This window comes from Pseudomonas asturiensis (assembly GCF_900143095.1).
Lineage (GTDB): Bacteria > Pseudomonadota > Gammaproteobacteria > Pseudomonadales > Pseudomonadaceae > Aquipseudomonas > Aquipseudomonas asturiensis.
This window is the reverse complement of sequence record NZ_FRDA01000006.1, coordinates 66,367-85,705: the sequence shown is the minus strand read 5'-3', so window position 1 is coordinate 85,705 and position 19,339 is coordinate 66,367. Positions and strand designations below refer to the sequence as shown.

At 61.1% G+C, this 19,339-nt stretch carries 17 protein-coding genes; 2 read left to right on the top strand and 15 right to left on the bottom strand.

The window, feature by feature from the left end:
• Window positions 1–2: 2 nt before the first annotated feature.
• The 8 genes from BUB69_RS12665 to arnB are packed head-to-tail and all read right to left on the bottom strand — an operon-like array spanning window position 3 to window position 8,823.
• Window positions 3–1,397 (bottom strand): UDP-glucose dehydrogenase family protein, encoded by a 1,395-nt coding sequence (locus BUB69_RS12665; protein WP_073167006.1) that lies wholly within the window; start codon window positions 1,395–1,397, stop codon window positions 3–5.
• On the bottom strand, window positions 1,375–1,806 hold the full coding sequence (gene arnF / locus BUB69_RS12660; RefSeq protein ID WP_073167002.1) for a 4-amino-4-deoxy-L-arabinose-phosphoundecaprenol flippase subunit ArnF: 432 nt from the start codon (window positions 1,804–1,806) through the stop codon (window positions 1,375–1,377). Before arnF ends, BUB69_RS12665 begins: the two co-directional genes overlap by 23 nt.
• Window positions 1,803–2,147: a 4-amino-4-deoxy-L-arabinose-phosphoundecaprenol flippase subunit ArnE gene (gene arnE, locus BUB69_RS12655; protein ID WP_073166999.1), complete on the bottom strand. Its 345-nt coding sequence runs from the start codon at window positions 2,145–2,147 to the stop codon at window positions 1,803–1,805. Before arnE ends, arnF begins: the two co-directional genes overlap by 4 nt.
• Window positions 2,144–3,796, bottom strand: a complete 1,653-nt coding sequence (gene arnT / locus BUB69_RS12650; RefSeq protein ID WP_073166995.1) for a lipid IV(A) 4-amino-4-deoxy-L-arabinosyltransferase — start codon at window positions 3,794–3,796, stop codon at window positions 2,144–2,146. The genes arnE and arnT overlap by 4 nt, the downstream gene beginning before the upstream one ends.
• Entirely contained in the window at window positions 3,793–4,677 is an 885-nt protein-coding gene (gene arnD / locus BUB69_RS12645; RefSeq protein ID WP_425439365.1) for a 4-deoxy-4-formamido-L-arabinose-phosphoundecaprenol deformylase, read from the bottom strand. Before arnD ends, arnT begins: the two co-directional genes overlap by 4 nt.
• Complete coding sequence (gene arnA, locus BUB69_RS12640) at window positions 4,674–6,665, bottom strand: bifunctional UDP-4-amino-4-deoxy-L-arabinose formyltransferase/UDP-glucuronic acid oxidase ArnA (RefSeq protein WP_073166989.1); 1,992 nt, start codon at window positions 6,663–6,665, stop codon at window positions 4,674–4,676. The genes arnD and arnA overlap by 4 nt, the downstream gene beginning before the upstream one ends.
• A complete protein-coding gene (gene arnC, locus BUB69_RS12635; protein WP_073166985.1) occupies window positions 6,662–7,675 on the bottom strand; it encodes an undecaprenyl-phosphate 4-deoxy-4-formamido-L-arabinose transferase in 1,014 nt (337 codons plus the stop codon). The genes arnA and arnC overlap by 4 nt, the downstream gene beginning before the upstream one ends.
• Window positions 7,672–8,823 carry a UDP-4-amino-4-deoxy-L-arabinose aminotransferase gene (arnB, locus tag BUB69_RS12630; RefSeq protein ID WP_275669755.1) on the bottom strand — a complete coding sequence of 384 codons (1,152 nt, stop codon included), beginning with the start codon at window positions 8,821–8,823 and terminating at the stop codon, window positions 7,672–7,674. Before arnB ends, arnC begins: the two co-directional genes overlap by 4 nt.
• Window positions 8,824–9,525: 702 nt before the next feature.
• Here arnB and BUB69_RS12625 point away from each other — a divergent pair.
• Complete coding sequence (locus tag BUB69_RS12625; protein ID WP_073166978.1) at window positions 9,526–11,265, top strand: dipeptidase; 1,740 nt, start codon at window positions 9,526–9,528, stop codon at window positions 11,263–11,265.
• A gap of 200 nt (window positions 11,266–11,465) precedes the next feature.
• On the top strand, window positions 11,466–12,245 hold the full coding sequence (locus BUB69_RS12620) for a DeoR/GlpR family DNA-binding transcription regulator (protein WP_073166975.1): 780 nt from the start codon (window positions 11,466–11,468) through the stop codon (window positions 12,243–12,245).
• Between the two features lie 9 nt (window positions 12,246–12,254).
• Here the strand turns inward: BUB69_RS12620 and BUB69_RS12615 are convergent, their stop codons facing one another.
• From BUB69_RS12615 to BUB69_RS12585, 7 genes are read right to left on the bottom strand one after another with little or no spacing between them, the layout of a single operon-like run.
• The gene (locus tag BUB69_RS12615; protein ID WP_073166972.1) at window positions 12,255–13,331 is read right to left on the bottom strand and encodes a protein-glutamate methylesterase/protein-glutamine glutaminase; all 1,077 of its coding nucleotides are present in this window, start codon (window positions 13,329–13,331) and stop codon (window positions 12,255–12,257) included.
• Window positions 13,294–13,827, bottom strand: a complete 534-nt coding sequence (cheD, locus tag BUB69_RS12610; RefSeq protein ID WP_073166970.1) for a chemoreceptor glutamine deamidase CheD — start codon at window positions 13,825–13,827, stop codon at window positions 13,294–13,296. The genes BUB69_RS12615 and cheD overlap by 38 nt, the downstream gene beginning before the upstream one ends.
• Window positions 13,824–14,633 carry a CheR family methyltransferase gene (locus tag BUB69_RS12605; protein ID WP_073166967.1) on the bottom strand — a complete coding sequence of 270 codons (810 nt, stop codon included), beginning with the start codon at window positions 14,631–14,633 and terminating at the stop codon, window positions 13,824–13,826. Before BUB69_RS12605 ends, cheD begins: the two co-directional genes overlap by 4 nt.
• 9 nt (window positions 14,634–14,642) lie before the next feature.
• A complete protein-coding gene (locus BUB69_RS12600; RefSeq protein ID WP_073166964.1) occupies window positions 14,643–15,182 on the bottom strand; it encodes a chemotaxis protein CheW in 540 nt (179 codons plus the stop codon).
• 27 nt (window positions 15,183–15,209) lie between these two features.
• Complete coding sequence (locus BUB69_RS12595) at window positions 15,210–16,868, bottom strand: methyl-accepting chemotaxis protein (protein ID WP_073166961.1); 1,659 nt, start codon at window positions 16,866–16,868, stop codon at window positions 15,210–15,212.
• A gap of 30 nt (window positions 16,869–16,898) precedes the next feature.
• Window positions 16,899–18,989, bottom strand: coding sequence for a chemotaxis protein CheA (locus BUB69_RS12590; protein ID WP_073166959.1), 2,091 nt, complete (start codon window positions 18,987–18,989; stop codon window positions 16,899–16,901).
• A gap of 43 nt (window positions 18,990–19,032) precedes the next feature.
• Window positions 19,033–19,323 (bottom strand): STAS domain-containing protein, encoded by a 291-nt coding sequence (locus tag BUB69_RS12585; protein ID WP_073166957.1) that lies wholly within the window; start codon window positions 19,321–19,323, stop codon window positions 19,033–19,035.
• Window positions 19,324–19,339: the final 16 nt, after the last annotated feature.

The window sequence follows — 19,339 nt, the reverse complement described above, 5'->3', positions numbered from 1 at the left end:
GGTCAGACCGTCTGACGAGTGACGACCGGTTGCACAGGTGCCCATTGTTTCTGCGGAATCGGCAGCTCGCACGATTCGCCCCGGCCGATAGGGAAGTAGTGGAAGCCGCTTTTTGACAGGCGTTCGGTGTCATACAGATTGCGCCCGTCAAAAATCACCGGCGCGCCGAGCCGTTGCTGGATCAGGTCGAAATCGGGTGCCTTGAACTGCTGCCACTCGGTGCAGATGATCAACGCATCGGCGTCGTTGAGTGTCGATTCCGGTGTTCCCATCAACACCAGGTCCTTGCGATAGCCGTAGATTCGCTGGGTTTCCTGCATGGCTTCTGGGTCAAACGCACGCACAGTCGCTCCCGCTGCCCACAGGGCTTCCATCAAGACCCTGCTGGGCGCATCGCGCATGTCGTCGGTATTGGGCTTGAACGCAAGGCCCCACAGCGCGAAAGTCTTGCCGCGCAAATCTCCCTTGTAGAACGCGTTGATCCGCTCGAACAGCTTGTTCTTCTGCCGCTCGTTGATGGCCTCGACCACTGACAGCAGGTCGTTGGAGCAATTGGCCTCACGGGCACTGTGGATCAAGGCCCGGATGTCCTTGCCAAAACAGGAGCCGCCATAGCCGCAGCCGGGATAGATGAAGTCATAGCCGATGCGCGAGTCGGCACCGATCCCCAGCCGCACCGCCTCGACATCCGCGCCCAGGTGCTCGGCCAGCTCGGCGATCTGGTTGATGAAGCTGATCTTGGTTGCGAGCATGCAGTTGGCCGCGTATTTGGTCAGTTCGGCGCTGCGCAGGTCCATGAACATGATGCGGTCGTGGTTACGGTTGAACGGCGCGTACAGTTCACGCATGACCTTGCGCACCGCTTCGTTTTCGCAGCCGATGACAATGCGGTCCGGGCGACGGCAGTCGTTGACGGCCGAGCCTTCCTTGAGAAATTCCGGGTTGGAGACGATATCGAATTGCAACAGGCGTCCGGCCTGGCGCAGGGCCTTGTCGAGATGCGCACGCAGCGCGTCACCACTGCCCACCGGCACGGTGGATTTTTCCACGATGATCAGCGGTTCGCTACGGTGCCGGGCAATGCTCTCGCCGACCGCGAAGAAGCTGCGCATGTCCGCTGATCCATCCTCGCAGGACGGCGTGCCGACGGCGATGAACAGCACCTCGGCATGTTCGACGGCCATTTGTTCGTCGCTGGTGAAATGCAGGCGTTTATGGTCAAGGTTTTCGCGTACCAGATTGGCCAGTCCTGGCTCGTAGATGTGCACCTGACCCTGGCTCAATTGATCGACCTTGGCCTGATCGATGTCCATGCACACAACGTCATGACCCACTTCGGCAAGCACTGCTGCTTGTACCAGACCGACATATCCGCTACCGAAAACGCTGATTTTCATGGAAAGAACCCTGCAGAGAAGTGCGAGAAATGCGCCGAAGGTTGATGGTCAGAACCCCCATCACGATCAGGATGACACCCACAGTTTTCGATACCGTGAACGTCTCATGGAAAAACGGCAGGCCAGCGGCCAGCAGGTACACCAGCACGTAGCTGATGCTCAGTAACGAATAGGCACGGCTCAGGGGCAAACGGCGCAGGGCCAGCAGCCACAGCAGCATCGACAGCGCATAGGCCCCTATTGAAGCGAAAATGACAACCATGGCGTGCCAATCAAGCAGCGCCAGACCCTGAGTCTCGATCAATCCTGAAGGCGAGGGCAGGCGACTCATGCCCCAGCGCATGCCCAGTTGCGCGGCGCTGACCAGCATCACGCTGCCAAGGGCCAGCATCACACCCGGGCGGATCATGCCTGACGCCCCAACAGAACGACGCCCGCCAGAATCAGGATCACGCCCAGCCAGTGCCGCTGGTCGACCGGCTCGTTGAACAGGTACCGGCCGGTCAGGGTGATCAGTACGAAATTCAGGCCCAGCATCGGGTACGCAACGCCGACGTCCATGCGCTGCAACACCATCAGCCAGACCAGCAACCCAAGGCCCAGGCACGACACCGCGAGCCATAGCCAGGCCGAGCGCGCCGCCGCCAGCAGGCCGGGAAACTGACCCCGCCAGCGTTCGACCGCGAGTTTCTGGGCAATCTGGCCCAGGCAGGTCAGCAGGCAGGCGGCGAGCAGCAATAGCCACGTCATGACCCTGACTGCCCGTAGATCACGATGACCAGATCGCCTTCTACATAACGCGTGCCGTCTTTGGGCAGCGCATTGAGCTCGCGCAATTCTTCTTTTCCGTCACCGCGCATGATCACGCCGACCTGGCCGTGACGCCGGGCTTCGCTCATCCATGCATCAATGCCCTTCAAGCTGACCTGGCGCTGGCTGGCATCCGGGTAGTCGAGGCCGTATTTCAGCTCGCCCCAGGTATTGAATAAGGTGACGTCCGAACGTTTGAGCCGCCATGCCAGGGCCGAGGCCGCCCCCAGGTCATTGCTCAGTAGCGACTGGCTGGCGACCAGCGCCGAGTAATGCCGGGCGACGAACTGGTCGGGCGTTTTGTCATATACCAGGCTGTAAGGCAGCGCCGCAGGCAACAACGCCACCAACAGCAGACTGCCTGCTGCGGGCATCGCCCACAACGACTGCGGACGCAGGCCTTGCAGCGCATTCGTCAGGATCCAGGCCGTCAGCACACTGATGGCCAGCAGCAGGTGCATCGGTTCGTGGGCGTAGATTGGGTCCTTCCATTGCAAGTACAGCAGCGCCACCAGGCCGACGAGCGCGGCGGTGGCATTTGCCCAGCCATTGAGGCGCAAGGCCGTGACAGGGCCGTGCTTGAGCCGTTCGACCAGCGCGTCGGCCATCAGCAGTGCCAATGGCAGCAGGCACGGCAGGATGTAGGTGGGCAGCTTGCCTCTGCTCAGGCTCAGAAAGATCAGCGGCAGAAGGGTCCACATCAGCAGAAAACCGATGGCCGGCCGGCTTCTCTGCTGCCAGGCCTGCCTGAACGTTATGGGTAGCAACAGCGCCCAGGGCAGGGTAGCGAGTATCAGCGTGGGCAGGTAGAACCATACGGGCTGGGCATGCTGGGCATCTTCCCCTGCGAAACGGCGAACATGCTCGTGCCAGAAGAAAAAGCGCCAGTAATCGGGCTCCTGGTCATGAACCGTCAGCACCCACGGCAGACACACGGCAATGGCGACCGCCACCGCGAGCAGGCCATAGCGGATCAGTTCGAGCAGGCGTTTCTGCCACAGCATGTAAGGCACGGTAATGAGCACCGGCAGCGCCCAGGCCAGAAATCCCTTGGTCATGAAACCCATGCCACAGGCCAGCCCCAGCACCATCCACGCGCCCACTCGTGCGCGGCCGCTGCTGTGAGCCGCATACCAGAACGCCACCAGTGACAGGTTGACCCACAGCGTGAACTGCGGATCCAGGTTGCAATAACCCGCTTGCCCGGCAACGAAGCCAAAGCTCATGAACAGCAGCGCACTGGCGAAGCTTTTGCGCCGGTCGTTCCATATCCATGAGGCAATCAGCCAGGCCAGCCAGGCGCTCAGGCCAGTGCTCAACGCCGAAGCTATGCGCACGCCGAACAGGTTCTCGCCAAAAAGTGCCTGCCCGGCGGCGATCAACCAGTAACCGGCGGCGGGTTTTTCGAAGTAACGCACGCCCATGAAGTGCGGCGCAGCCCACTGTCCGGTGCGGAGCATTTCCTGGCTGATCTGCGCGTAGCGTGTCTCATCGGGAATCCACAGCCCGTGCGAGCCAAGCGGCAACAGGCAGGCGACGACAAACGCCAGCAACAGCAGGGCGATGTCACGGCTGCGGCTTGAGGTCATCGTTGCACCCCGAGCCAGCCTTCGCGTCCTGCAAGGGTGCCGCGAACCACCTGACCGGATGGCAACTGCTCGATGGCGTCCGGCAACAGGTCACCCAGGGGCTGAAAGCGGATGCCTTGAGCACGCGCCTGCGCAAGCAACTGCCTGAACTCATCGGCCATCACAATGCCTTCGACTTCGGCATGCAGGGTGTAGACGTTCAGTTGATCAACGGCGAAACGCCCGAGGATGAAGCGGTTGAACGCCTCGGCGTCGAGTTGCGGGCCGACCATTTCGTCAAAGGTCGGCAGATCCACGGGAATCTGTGGTGTGCCCGGTGTGCCGTCGGCCAGCAGCGGACGAAACAGCGAATGGCCCCGGCAGTCACTGTTGTAGCGAAACCCGAAAGGTTGCTTGGCATGCACGACGCGCGCGTCGGCGCGCCAGCCTGCAGCGGCTGAACAGGTCACCGGGCCGCCCAGAATATCGCTCAGGCAATCGACGCCCCGGCGGATCTGCGCCGTCAGACGCGACGCGTTCCAGTGTCCGGCATGGGCTTGCCAGCCGTGATGGTCCCAGGCGTGCAGGCCGACTTCGTGGCCTGCCTCCATGGCGCGGCGCATCAACGGACCCAGATCGCGGCCTATCGGCTTGCCCGGCCAGGCCGTGCCGGCAAGCAGAATGTCCCAGCCGTACAGGCTGGCGGCTCGCGAGCGCAGCATTTTCCAGAAGAACTGCGGGCGAATCAGCCGCCATAGGTGGCGGCCCATGTTGTCCGGGCCGACGCTGAAAAAGAACGTGGCCTTGATCTGTGCCTCGTCCAGCATGTCCAGCAAACGCGGCACGCCTTCACGGGTGCCGCGGTAGGTGTCGACGTCGATTCTCAGGCCTGCCCGCATCAATGCCGATCCGCTTGTTCGGCCATGGCTTCGCGCAGAAAGAAATCCAGCGTCTTGCCGATGGTTTCGCTCAGCTCAATGGTCGGCGTCCAGTCCAGCAGCCGCCTTGCGTTGTCGACGCAGGGTTTGCGGTGGCTGACGTCCTGATAGCCCTTGCCATAGAACGACTGGCTTTCCACCTCACGAAAACCTGCGAACGGCGGGAAGTTGGACCGCAGCGGGTGGGCTTCGAACTGACGCAGCAGCTCTTCGCCCAGTTGCCGAATGCTGGCCTCGTTGTCCGGGTTGCCGATGTTGATGATCTGACCGTTGCAGCGGTCGCCTCGGTTTTCGATGATACGCGCCAGTGCCTCGATGCCATCGACCACGTCGGTAAAGCAGCGCTTTTGCGCGCCGCCATCCACCAGCCGGATGGGCGTGCCTTCCACCAGGTGCAGGATCAATTGAGTAATGGCGCGAGAGCTGCCGATGCGTGCCGAGTCCAGGCGGTCCAGGCGTGGCCCCATCCAGTTGAACGGGCGGAACAGCGTGAACTGCAACCCTTTCTGGCCATAGGCCCAGATCACGCGGTCCAGCAACTGCTTGGACACGGAGTAGATCCAGCGCTGCTTATTGATCGGGCCGACCACCAGATTGGACGTGTCTTCGCTGAAGCTGGCGTCCTGGCACATGCCATAGACTTCGGAGGTGGACGGGAAAATCACCCGCTTGTTGTATTTAACGCAGTAGCGAACGATCTTGAGGTTTTCCTCGAAATCCAGTTCGAACACGCGCAGCGGATTGCGGGTGTACTCGATGGGCGTTGCAATGGCCACCAGCGGCAGAACCACGTCGCACTTCTTGATGTGGTATTCGATCCACTCGGTATGAATGCTGATATCGCCTTCGATGAAATGGAAGTTGGGTTTGGCACGCAGTCGTTCGATGGCGTCCGAACCGATGTCCATGCCGTAGATTTCATAGCGCTCGTCCTGCAGCAGACGCTCGGACAGGTGGTTACCGATAAAGCCGTTGACGCCCAGAATCAGCACACGAGTGCGACGCGCCGTGCGGCCCTCGCCAGCGCCCTGCAGGCGCGAGCCTTCCACCAGCCCGAACTCGCGAGCCAGTTGCGCGCCGCTCAGGTACAGGCCCTCATCGCCACGCTGGCCTGCGTTGATCACCAGCGCGCCCTCGCCACAGGCAATACGCAGCGGGTCGCAGCCGATCACAGTGCCGGGTGCCAGACCGTGACTGACATCCTCTACGCGCGCACTCCAGATAATCATCGTGTGCTCGCCCACCGCGCAGAACGCGCCAGGGTAGGGCTGGGTGACGGCGCGAATCAGGTTGTTCAGTTGCGCGGCGGGGCGTGCCCAGTCGATCAGCCCGTCCGCCTTCGTGCGCCGGCCGAAGTACGTTGCCTGGGTTTCGTCCTGCGGCGTGCCGGGCAACCTGCCCAGGGCCAGCAACGGCAGCGCGTCGGAGAGCAGATTGGCGGCGGCCTCGCGCAGTTTTCCGTGCAGCGTCAGCGCGGTGTCCAGCGTACTGATCGGCACGCGTTGCTGCGCCACGATGGGGCCTGCATCTGCGCGCTTGACCATGTGGTGAAGGGTCACGCCGGTTTCGCGTTCGCCGTTGACCAGTACCCAGTTCGCGGGCGCCCGGCCCCGATAGCGTGGCAGCAGCGAACCGTGCAGATTGAGTGCGCCCTTCGTCGCGCAGGCCAGCAACGGTTCGCTGAGCAACTGGCGGTAGTAGAACGAGAAGATGAAATCCGGGTTCAGCTTGTCGATACGCTCGATCCACAGCGGATGGTTCGGGTCTTCGGGAGCGTGCACCGGTATGTCGTGTTGCGCGCACAGTTGAGCGACCGAACTGAAGAAGGTCTTTTCGCCAGGGTCATCGGCGTGGGTGAACACAGCCGCGATGTCATAACCGGCCTCCAGCAACGCCTGCAGGCCGACACAGCCAATATCGTGATAAGCGAAAACGACAGCTTTAGTGCTCATGGCGCAACCTTGTTCAGATAAGGAGAAGCGGAGGAGTCAACAAGGTCAGTCGTCGTCTCGGTTGAGCGGCGCACGACCTTTTCGATAAAGAAGCGCGGCCGGGCCCGTACATCGCTGTACATGCGACCCAGGTACTCACCCAGCAGGCCCATGCCGATGAACTGTCCGCCCGTGAACACGAACAGCACGGCGAACAGCACGAAGGTGCCGTTCTCGGCCCACGGCGCACCGAAGATCAGCCGCAGAACGATGAGCATCACGGCGAACACAATGCCCAGAAACGCCATGCTGAAGCCGACGATGCTGAGCAGCCGCAGGGGCGTGGTGGTCATGCAGGTGATCAGGTCGAACATCAGATTGATCAACCGCATGGGGCTGTACTTCGAGTCGCCGTGCTCGCGCTCGGCGTGTTCGACCAGCACTTCGGTGGTGTGCCGGGCGAAGCTGTTGGCCAGGATCGGGATGAAGGTGCTGCGCTCACGGCAGGCCAGCATCGCGTCGACGATGGTGCGTCGGTAGGCGCGCAGCATGCAGCCGTAATCGTTCATGGCCACGCCTGTCGAGCGCTGCACCGCGAGGTTGATCAGCTTCGAGGGCCAACGTCGCCAGGCCGAGTCCTGACGGTTGTTACGCACCGTGCCGACCACGTCGTAGCCCTGTTCGGCCAGGGCGATGAGGCGCGGAATCTCTTCCGGCGGGTTTTGCAGGTCGGCGTCGAGGGTGACGATCACATCGCCCCTGCACTGCTCGAACCCGGCCATGATCGCCGCGTGCTGGCCATAGTTGCGGTTCAGGATCACTGCAACGACCTGACTGCCTTCGCGTTCGGCAGCCTGTTGCAGGATCTCGGCGGATTGGTCTCGGCTGCCGTCGTCGACCAGCACGATCTCGTAATCATGGCGCAGCCGTGCGCAGGCCGCTTCGGTGCGCCGCAGCAGTTCCGGCAGGCTTTGCTGTTCGTTGTAGACCGGGATGACGATCGACACGCAACGGATAGGGTAGGGTCTCAAGGGTGGGCTTCCACAATCGATTCAATGGCGTCCACAACCCGCTCGACATCGTCCAGGGTCATGTCGGGAAACAGCGGGATCGAGCACAGCCGCGAGGAGTTCCACTCGGTATCCGGCAGGTGAACATCGGGAAAACGCTGGCGGTAGTAGCTGTGCAGGTGGGTGGCGATGAAGTGGATACCGCTGCCGATATGGTGCGCCTGCAGCGCTTTCATGAACGCATCGCGGTCCAGCCCGCAGCGCTCGGCATCAATGCGCACGATGAACAAATGCCAGGCGTGACGCTGTGCATAGTCGGGTTGGGCGAGTGGCAGTACGGCGCTGCTGGCCAGCCTGTCGAGGTAGCGACTGGCGAGCATCTGGCGTTTGGCATTGATCGCGTTCAGGCGCTGTAACTGCACCCGTGCAAGGCTGGCGTTGATGTCGGCCAGGTTGTACTTGAAGCCGGGCTCGATGACCTCGGCCTGCGGTTTGCGGCCCAGTGTCATGCGGTCATAGGCATCGACGCCCAGGCCATGAAATTTCAGCTGGCGTACACGGTCCGCCAGTCCACGGTCGTCGGTGACCAGCATCGCGCCTTCGGCGCAGGTCATGTTCTTGATGGCGTGAAACGAAAAAATCGCCGTGCCCCGAGCGCCCACCGGGCGGCCTTTGTATTCGGTGCCGGCTGCGTGGGCGGCGTCCTCGATGAGAGCAATGCCGTAGCGGTTGGCAAGCGCATGGAGGGGATCCAGGTTGAGCGCAGCGCCTGCATAGTGCACCGGCACAATCGCCTTGGTTCGGGGAGTGATGGCCTGTTCGATCTGCGTGGCGTCAACCATCAAGGTGTCGCGGTCCACATCGACGAACACCGGCGTCGCGCCCAGCAGACAAATCATGTTTGCCGTAGACACCCAGGTCTGGGAGGGCGTGATCACTTCATCGCCGGGGCCGACACCCAATGCCAGCAATGCGACATGCATGGCGCCGGTGGCCGACGACAACGCTATCGCATGCTGCGCCCCGACACGCTCGGCGAATTGCTCTTCGAGTTGCTGGCATTCCGGCCCGGTGGTAATCCAGCCGGACTTCAGCACGCGGGTTACAGCCGCAATCTCTTCGTCGCCCATAGAGGGGCGAGAAAAAGGAAGGAAAACCTGATTCGGCACTATCTTTCCCTCAGGGGACGGACAACGTTAAGTGTGTTTTTCATCACGGGGTGAGTGCGCAGAAGTTAGTGGCGCTCTGTGCGCAGATCAAATGAAATAACCTTTATAAGGTGCGGCATTCCTGCGGTGTTTTTAATGTTTTAAAACAGCTGTAGTTCATCACGCTCACGAAGGTTCTGCACACGCATCGCGTTCAGGGCTATACACAGGGCGAGTCGCGCTGATGCCCGGTTTCATTGCGTTAAGCGGCGCTTGAAGATCGCAGGGCGACGTTCAATGAAGGCATTGTTGATCCGAATGACGGGTGCCGTGTTGCAATCTTCGAGATCGTTAAGTGAAGCGACAGGTTTGTCGCGACTTTCCATTTTATTTGATTTGAATTCATGTGTTTGTCTTGCGAATATCAGACACTGGGGAGGGTGTTTATTACCGTTTTGTGTATCACGTTTTTGTCGGCCTGGAATAAGCGCGTTATTTAAAACTTCAATTGTTTTAAGCGTCTGTTCAGGGGGCGCGTATGGTTGCGTCTGCGCGGCATCGCGTCATCAGGTTTTTCATTTCTGCGCCGCTTTTACCGGTCAAGGCGACAGAACACGGAGCGCAGGCTCCCGCAGTCGTCCTTTCAGGTGCTATTTTGAGAACGTTTCTGATCAAGTGATCAGCTATTTCTCACGCCTTTTCTGCAAAGGAATGCCTTGCGCAATGAATTTTTCACTCAAGCATCTGGCTGCGACCACCCTGATGTTCGCCAGCCTTTCGTCGTTCACCACCGCTGCACAAGCCAACATTACGCCACAGCAGAGCGCGGCCATTCTCAAGTCCTTCAGCGACGCTTCAGTGAAGGATTTCCGGCAGTTTCTGGGCCGTCTCGCCCAGAGTGAGTTCGCCAGCAGCGACAACCTGAGACCCGCCCTCAGCGCATTCCTCGACAACAAGACCCTGACAGCGGAGCAGCAAAACGAAATCCATCGGTTGCTGGGTCTCTACGCGCGGGTGAAATACGGCAGCGCTGCAACTGAAAATCTGCGTGAGCTGGTGGCCATTCCGACGTTTGCGGTGGAGGGTGTCGCGCAGCACGACAACCCCGAGTTCATCAGGATCGCCGACAAGATTAAGGCCCTCGCGGAGTCGTTCAACCTTAACTTCCGCAACATCGATAACCGCGTCTATGAGATCTCGCTGGACGGCGCGGGCGACGAGGTGGTGGGCATTCATGCGCACGCCGATGTCGTGCCGGTCACGCCTGCAAACTGGGTACTGCCCGACGGCACTAAACTGGACCCGTTCAAGGTCACGCTGATCGGCGACCGCATGTACGGGCGCGGCACCGAAGATGACAAGAACGGCGTCGTGGTCGCGATGTACGCCATGAAAGTCATCAAGGAAGAGAAGCTGCCGCTGGCACGTAATTTCAAGCTGCTGATCGATACCACTGAAGAAACCTCCGGTGACGCGATCCCGTATTACTTTGAACGCAACCCGACGCCCAATTACAACCTGGCGCTGGATGGCGGCTATCCGGTGGTGATCGCCGAAAAAGGCTCCGGTACGGTAATGGCCAGCTTCACTCGGCGTGCCGGACAAGGCTCGGGTGCCGAGATCACGTCGATGACCGGCGGTATGGCCACCAACCAGATTCCGTCGAAATCGGTGGCCATGCTGGTGACTGACACACCCGCCGAGCTGGCTGCCAGCCTGCAGAAGGCCGGGACTGAATACGCCAAGAACAACGGCGGCAATTTCGATGTGGCAGCAGCGGTCGATGGCAAGGGCGTGATGCTGACGGTCACAGGCGTGTCTGCTCACTCCTCCGAGCCTGAGTCCGGTGTCAATCCGGTCGCCCGGATGCTCGACTTCATCAACAGCCTGGACGGCAAGGTTGCGCTCAAGCACAACCACATCACCGACGCTGCACGTTATGCCGCCGACAATTGGGGCCTGGACTATCTGGGCAACAAGCTGGGCATTGGTTTTGCCGATGACTTCATGGGGCCGCTGACCGCGTCGCCGACCTTTGTGGGCATGGACGAAAAGACCTTCAAACTGGCGATCAACCTGCGCGTGCCGAAAGGCAAATCCCCGGAAAAACTCAAGTCCGAGATCGCCGACAAGCTGACCGCCTGGAGCCAGAAGAGCCAGATCACGCCAGCCTTCAACTACTCCATCGCCGAACCGATGTATCGCAATCCTGAGGGTGAATGGGTCAAGGCGCTGCTTGCCGTGGCCAGCGAAAACCTGGGCATGAAGCACGAGTTCGGCACTTCCGCAGGTGCCACGTCAGTGCATAAGTTACCCAACGGCGTTCAGTTCGGCCTGGCCAGACCGGAAGTCAAATACACCGGCCACACCGACAACGAGTTCAAGACCACCGAGCAATTCCTGCTCGACCTGCAAATCGTGACCGAGATGATGGGTCGTATCGGGCAGTTGCCATCGCTTTGATATGAGCACCTGAGCGTGCCCATGCGCTGCCATCCGCATGGGCATGCAGCCCGGGACGTTGGGCGTTCCGGGAGGCTTACAGCGAATGTCTGCGAATCAGGCTTCAGCCTGCCACCTGCCATTTGACGCCACCCTGAATAGTCGGCATATTTCGCTCGTTTGTGATCGTTAATGCTCGTTTATGCAGGTTCCTGATTGCCATGACTCCAGCCCACGAAACCTTTCCCGGCGAACGCCAGCAGTTGATCCATGAGCGCCTGGCCCGTTTCGGGCGGGTGATTGCGGCGGATCTGGCCAGCGAATTCAATGTCTCTGAGCACTCGATACGCCGTGACCTTACGGCGCTGGCTGCGTCCGGCGTGTGCAAACGGGTCTACGGTGGTGCGATTCTGTTGCGCGCTTCCGAGGGGCCGATGGCGGTTCGGGTCCAGCAGGACGCCTCGCGCAAGGACCTTCTCGGTCAGGCCGCGGCGTCGTACCTGAGTCGCGGTCAGCACGTGTTCATTGATGCCGGATCCACTAACCTGGCCATCGCCAGCGCCATCGACCCCCGACTTGAGCTGACGATCACTACCAACTCACCCCTGATTGCCGTGCCCCTGATGTCATTGCCCAAGGTCGAGGTGATTCTGCTGGGTGGCCGTTTGAATCCTGTGACGGGAGGCGTGATCGGGCTGACGGCTGTCGAGCAGTTGCGGCAATTCAGCTTCGACCTGTGCTTTCTCGGGGCCTGCGCCATTGACCCGGATAACGGCGTTACCGCTTTCGGTCTGGAAGACGCCGAGTTCAAACGGGCCGTGGTGGCTGCAAGCGGCCAGGTAGTAGTGGCCGTCACCAACGAAAAGCTGTCCAGCGTCGCCCACTATCAGGTCGCGCAGTGCGAGGAGGTCGCAGGCCTCGTGGTCGAGCACGACGCGCCACGCGAGCGGCTTGACCCGTTCGTGGGGCGGGTGTCGAGCATCACGCCCTCAGCGCAATAAGCCGCCGACTCACTTGTGCAGAATGGCTTGATGAATGTCCTGCAGCGCAATGATGCGTTGCGCGGCGTTGAGCTTGATGGCTTCCTTGGGCATGCCGAATACCACGCAGCTGGCTTCGTCCTGAGCGACAGTCGAACTGCCGGCGTCGAGCATTTCCTTGAGGCCGCGCGCGCCGTCATCGCCCATGCCCGTCATGATGATGCCGGTCGCGTTCTTGCCAGCGAATCTGGCCACCGAGCGAAACAGTACATCCACTGACGGACGATGCCGATTGACCAGCGGGCCGTCGATGACCTGCACATGGTAGTAGGCTCCGCTGCGCGTCACCATCATGTGCTTGCCACCCGGTGCGATCAGCGCCAGGCCTGGCAGGATTCGATCGTTGTGCCGGGCCTCGCGTACTTCGATCTGGCACAGGCTGTCGAGGCGTGCCGCGAACGACGCCGTGAACTTCTCCGGCATGTGCTGCACGATCACGATGCCCGGACAGACTCGCGGCAATGCGGTCAGCACCGCCTCCAGCGCCTGGGTGCCACCGGTCGAGGTGCCAATGGCGACGATACGCTCCGTGGTTTGCGCCATCGCCTGGCCGCTGGCGGCAGGCAGGATGGCGTCGGCGGTGAGCTTGTGGGCGGGCGTCAGGACCGGCGCGGCCACCCGTTTGCCCAGGTTCTTGACGTTGGAATGGGCGGCCGCGCGAATCGCTGCCACCAGTTGCGCTGCCGAGTCGATGAGAAAGTTCTTCAGGCCCGTGGTGGGTTTGGTGATGATTTCCACGGCACCCGCCGACAGCGCCTGCAAGGACGTCTCCGCGCCTTTCTGGGTCAGGGACGAGCAGATCACCACCGGCGTCGGCCGCTCGCTCATGATCTTCTTGAGAAAGGTGATGCCATCCATGCGTGGCATTTCCACGTCCAGCACGATTACATCCGGCCACTCCCGGGCCAGCTTGTCCATGGCGAAGATCGGGTCCGAAGCGGCACCCATCACATACATGTCCGGCGTATCGTTAAGGATCGCCAGAAGCACTTGTCGCACTACTGCCGAATCATCGACCAGCAATACGCTGATTTTTTTGGTGGGCATCTTTTTCGAGCGTTCCCGTTGGTTGGTGCCGGACCCAGACGTTGCCGCTCCACAGGTCGAACATGATGTTGCGGTAGCCTGTACGGCCCAGGTCCTGGGCAATCAGGTGCAAATGATAGTGCTCGGCAAGCGACAGCGCGGCACCGATGTTCAGGTTGGCAACATCGTGTTGGCCAAGGTCATTGCGATGCTCGGGAAACATCTGCCCGCCACCGAACAGCTTGACCTCGTAGTCCTCTGGCCGCGTGTGATTGGCCCGGACATGCCCCATGAGCAACTCCAGGGCTTCGTCAGCGTATTTGCCGTCCAGAGGCTGCCCTTTGCGTTTGCGCCCCGGCAGCATGAAATGACACATACCGCCGATGTGGCGCCGCGGGTGCCAGAACGTAATTGCCACGCAAGAGCCGAGCAGGGTGCGCAGGCGGGCCGGACGCGTCGCAAATGCCACTTCGCCGGGTGCCAGCACCCTTTCGGTCGCGCCGACAGGCTTTTTCATGGTTTGCGGTAAATCGAAGGCGCAACCAGTTTCAACGTGTCGTTCACCCCGTTGAGGCTTTCCGAGTGGCTGATGATGAAGTACCCCCCGGACTTGAGGCGCGGCAGCAGACGCGCGACCACTTTGCTCTTGGTCTCCTGATCGAAATAGATCATCACGTTACGCAGAAAGATCACGTCGAAATCGCCCAGGTCGGGCAGGGTTTCATTGAGATTGATCTGCACGAAGTTGACCCGGCTGCGTAGGGACTTGTCGATGAGAAACGTGCCGTTCTGGCGACCCGTGCCCTTCAGGCAATACTTGACCAGCAGCGGCTGGGGCAGGGTGCCTGCGCGCTCCATGGGGTAATGGCCAGTGCGTGCCTTGGCCAGCACCTGAGTGCTGATGTCTGAACCGATCACTTCCCAGGGCGTGGTGCCCAGCCCTTCGGCCAGGGTCATCGCCAGGCTATAGGGCTCTTCACCCGAGGAACTGGCGGCGCTCCACAGCCTGAACTGTTTGCCCGGCGCGGCGTGCGGCAGCACCTGCTGACGCAGGAAATCAAAATGCTTGGGCTCGCGGAAAAAATAGGTTTCGTTGGTGGTCAACAAATCCAGAGCGACCTGCAATTCACCATGGCGCTGGTCGGTCATGATCAGCTTGAAATAGTCGCCATAGCTTTCCAGCTCATAGTGCTTGAGGCGCTTGAACAGGCGCCCGGCCACGAGTGCTTTCTTGGCGGGTGACAGATTGATACCCGCCGCGCGGTACAGCCAGGATTGAAACTGGCCGAATTCGCGGTCGTTGAGCGACGCTGTGTCAGGCATGAACAGACCTCAATGCGCGTCGAAGTCGAGCGCAGGCGTCTGGCCTGCCTCGGCGAGGCTGGACATTTCATCGATGGATAACACGCGGTCGACTTCCAGCACGATGACGAATTTGCCCTCGACCTTGGCCATGCCACTGATGAAGTCGGCCCGAATCCGCGCGCCGAAATTCGGTGGCGGCTCGATCTGCGCAGCGGGAATTTCCAGCACCGCCGAGACGGTGTCCACGAGCAGACCGATGTCCTGCGGCTGACCGTCTTCGGTGCTGGCTTCGATGATGATCACGCAACTGCGCCGGGTGGTCTCCGAGTTCTGCCGACCGAAACGCGCCGACAGGTCCACCACTGGCACCACCGCGCCCCGCAGGTTGATCACCCCGCGCACGAACGACGGCATCATCGGCACCACTGTCAGGCTGCCGTACTCAATGATTTCCTTGATGCCCAGAATGCCGATGGCGAACATCTCGCCCCCCAGCATGAAGGTCAGGTACTGCGCCTCGTCCTCGACCGCCGCAGCGGTCTGACGGGTGTTGGCCAATGCGCCCATAGGTTTCTCCCTGTATCGAACCTGCGATCAGAAACGGGTGAATTCCGATTCATCCGGGGCACTGGCCATGTTGTAGGCGAACGCCCGTTTCGGTGCCTGTTGCGCCGGTCGCGACGGTTGACGCGGCGCACTGCCGCCGGACATATCGGTGTGGGTGCTGGTCACGGCTGTCTGAGTGCCGGGGCTCAGCACGAAGAAACTCATGGCCTGTTGCAACTGCTCGGCCTGGCTGCTCATTTCTTCGGCCGTGGCGGCCAGCTCTTCGCTGCTCGACGCGTTCTGCTGTGTCACCTGATTGAGCTGCGTCATGGCGGTGTTGATCTGCGCCACGCCTGCGGCCTGTTCTTCGGAGGCCGCGCTGATTTCCTGCACCAGGTCAGAGGTTTTGTTGATTGACGGCACCATCTCGTCCAGCAGCTTGCCGGCTTTCTCGGCCATGTCCACGCTGCTTGAGGACAGCTCGCCGATTTCCTGCGCCGCCACCTGACTGCGTTCGGCCAGCTTGCGCACCTCGGCCGCGACCACCGCGAAGCCCTTGCCGTGCTCGCCTGCACGGGCCGCTTCGATGGCGGCGTTGAGCGCCAGCAGGTTGGTCTGGTAGGCGATGTCGTCGATGATGCTGATGCGCTGGGCGATTTTCTTCATCGCCACTACGGTCTGCTGTACCGAATCGCCGCCCTCGGTGGCTTCCTTGGCGGCTTTGCTGGCCATGCCATCGGTGACCTTGGCGTTTTCGGTGTTCTGATTGATGCTGGCGCTCATCTGCTCGACCGAAGCGCTGGTTTCCTCAACGCTTGCCGCCTGCTCGCTGGTCGCCTGGCTCATCGACTGCGCCGTGGCGCTGACTTCTTCGGAGGCGCTGGCCAGATTGTCGGCGGCGTTGCGCACTTCACCGATGATGTGGGCCAGCTTGCCGACCATGTTGCGCATGGCGTTGAGCACCATGCCGGTTTCGTCTTTGGAACCGACTGAAATCTGCGCGTTGAGGTTGCCCTCGGCCAGTTGTTCGGCGGCGATGGCGGCCTCCTTGAGCGGGCGCGAAATGATCCGTGCGATGAACAGTGCCAGCCCCAGGCCGATCAGCAGCGCTGCGACCAGCACGGCGATGATCGAAAGACGCGCGCCTTCGTACAGGGCCGTGCCCCTTTCACTGGCAGTCGTGGCGCCTGCGTCGTTGAGTTCGACCATTTTCTGCAACTGGTTGGTCGCTTCATCGAAGTGCAGTTTGGAGTTGCCTTTCAACAAGACACGCGCCTCGGTCTCAAGGCCTTGTCGGGACTGCTCGAACAGCTCTTTACTGACCGCAAGGTACGCAGTCCATGCCGTTGTTACGTTGTTGAACATCTGGCGGTCGGTGTCGTTGGAGAGCAGCTTTTCGTAGGTTCCCAGGCGGGTTTCGAATTGCTTGCGGGCTTCTGCAGCCTCCTGTTCCATCTGGCCTTTTTCCTGTGCGGTATCGGCCGCGATGTGGCGGTTTTCCTTCAGGCGGTAGCTGGCGGCGTAAAAACGCATGCCCGACGCCGCCCGCATGGACGGCATCCAGTTTTCCTTCATGTCCTGAGCCGTCTGGTTGACCTGCCCGAGCTGGATGATGGCGAAGACGCCCATGGCCGCCGTCAGCACCAGCACCACCAGAAAGGAGGAAATCAGCTTGGTGGATATTTTCAGATCGTAAAACCATTTCATCGGGGTTACCTCCATGGAATTGCAGGCGCGTCAGCGAGCCGCAGCCGAGAGCGAATGAGGGGATTGGGTCGAGCGGGTTTCCAGTTGAACGATCTGGTTGAGCAGCGCCGGGATGTCGAGAATCAGTGCCACCGCGCCGCTGCCCAGGATGGTCGAGCCGCTGATGCCACGCAGCCCGCCGAACAGCTTGCCCAGCGGCTTGATGACGGTCTGAAACTCACCGAGCAGGTCGTCCACCACCAGCCCGGCCTTGTGCTCGGCGTAACGCACCACCACCACGTTCTGACGGCGCGCGACCGGGCCTTCGTGGTTGAAGTGATCACGCAGGTTCACCAGCGGCAGGACTTCGCCGCGCAAGTCCAGATAGCCATTCTCGCGACTGGACTGGCGATCCTGTTCGTCGAGTTCGATGCACTCCTGGACCATGTCCAGCGGAATGACATAGGTCGACTGGTCGATGCCGACCAGAAAGCCGTTGATGATCGCCAGCGTCAGCGGCAGGCGGATTCGCACGATGGTGCCCTGACCGGGCTGGCTGTCCAGGTCCACGGTGCCACGCAGCAAGGTGATGTTGCGCTTGACTACATCCATGCCGACGCCACGCCCGGACAGGTTGGTGACCGCCTCGGCGGTGGAGAAACCGGGCTCGAAAATCAGGTTGTAGATTTCCTGATCGCTCAGCGTAGCGCCGCTGGCCACCAGGCCACGCTCCTGCGCTTTCTGCAGAATGCGCTCGCGGTTCAGGCCAGCGCCATCGTCGGCAATCTCGATCACGATACTGCCGGAGTCGTGATAAGCGTTGAGGCTCAGATAACCTTTGGCGGGCTTGCCAGCGGCACGTCGCGCTTCGGCGCTTTCGATGCCGTGGTCCATTGAATTGCGCAGCAGGTGCATGAGCGGGTCGCCGATTTTCTCGACCACGGTCTTGTCCAGTTCGGTCTCCGCGCCACTGATGATCAGGTCGATGTCCTTGCCCAGTTCCTGACTGACATCGCGCACCACGCGGCGGAACCGGTTGAAAGTGTCGCCGATGGGGATCATGCGCAGGTGCAGCGCGCCGTCCAGAATCTCCTCGACCAGCCCCGACACCGTCGAGCTGGCTTCCTGCAGCGGAGCGTTGTTGCAGGAGCGCGCCAGCAGGTTCGCGCCGGCACTGGCAATCACCAGCTCACCGACCAGGTTGATCAGCTCATCGAGCTTGTCGGCGTTGACCCGCACATAGCGGCCGTCCTTGCTCTTCTGCTCGGCCGAAGACGACGCGCGCTCTGCAGGAACCTGAGCAGGGCCTCTCGGCACGGCGCGCTGATCGCCCAGCAATTCGCCGCTGCTGACCACCGGGTTGTGATCGTCCTGCGACATCAAACCGGTGCCCGTGGATTCAGTGCTTTCGTCTACGACGGTGATCTCCACGGCGCAGTCTTCACGCACAAAATCGAACACCTCGTTGATCGCTGCGTGCCCGGCTGCCGAGCGAAAATCAATCTCGAAACCCAGATGACAGGATTCCGGGTCCCACGCGTCAATGGCTGGAATGGTGTCCGTCACGGTCGTGACCTGAACCATCTGACCCAGCGTATTGAGGTAACGCAGGAACGACAGTGGGTCCATGCCGTTGCGAAACACGTCCACGCCGAAGCGCAGGGAAATGTGCCACAGCCTTTGCGGCTGCACATCGCTGCTTGACCGGTCCTGTGTGGGTTCGGCTGCGGCGGGCGCATCCGTGGGTGCCTGATACGCCTGCAACGCCTCACGCAAGCGCGCTTCACGCTCAAGCGCCGGGGCTTGAAGCTGCTCGCCACGGCTGGCCACGACGTCGATCAACTCCAGCATGTGATCGCCGGACTTGAGCAGCACCGCGATCAACTGCGCGTCCACCGACACGCTGCCTTCGCGCAGTCGGTCGAGAACGTCCTCGACGATGTGGGTAAAGCTGACAATCGGGGTCAGACCAAACAGCCCGGCTGAGCCCTTGATGGTGTGAGCAGCACGGAATATCGCGCCAATGGCATCCTGATCGCCTGGCTCGCTTTCGAGTTGCAGGAGGGATTCCTCCATGGCCTGCAACAGCTCGCGAGCCTCGACGATGAACGTCTGCTGTGCCTGATCGAGATTAATGCTCACGTGGACTTCCTTTTTCGATCACTGAACCACACTGCGACGGGGGCTACACGAAGGCACCCGGATGACACAGCTCGAATGTTTCCACGACCGCCTTGCTCTGCCCGCTCAGACTGAGCGAAGTGCCGGTCCTGCCAGCCTCACGCTCGACCACCGCCAGCAGTTGAAAACCCGCGCCGTCCATCTCGGTGACCTGCGACAGGTCGATTTCCATACGCGGCGCGGCGCCGATCTGCGGCAGCAGCCCTGCGGCCAGTTCGGTGACGGTGTAGATCGTCAGTTCGCCATCGATGCTCACACGCACGGTGTCATCGATCGTTTCGCTCAACATCGGCATGCAGGTCTCCTTGGCT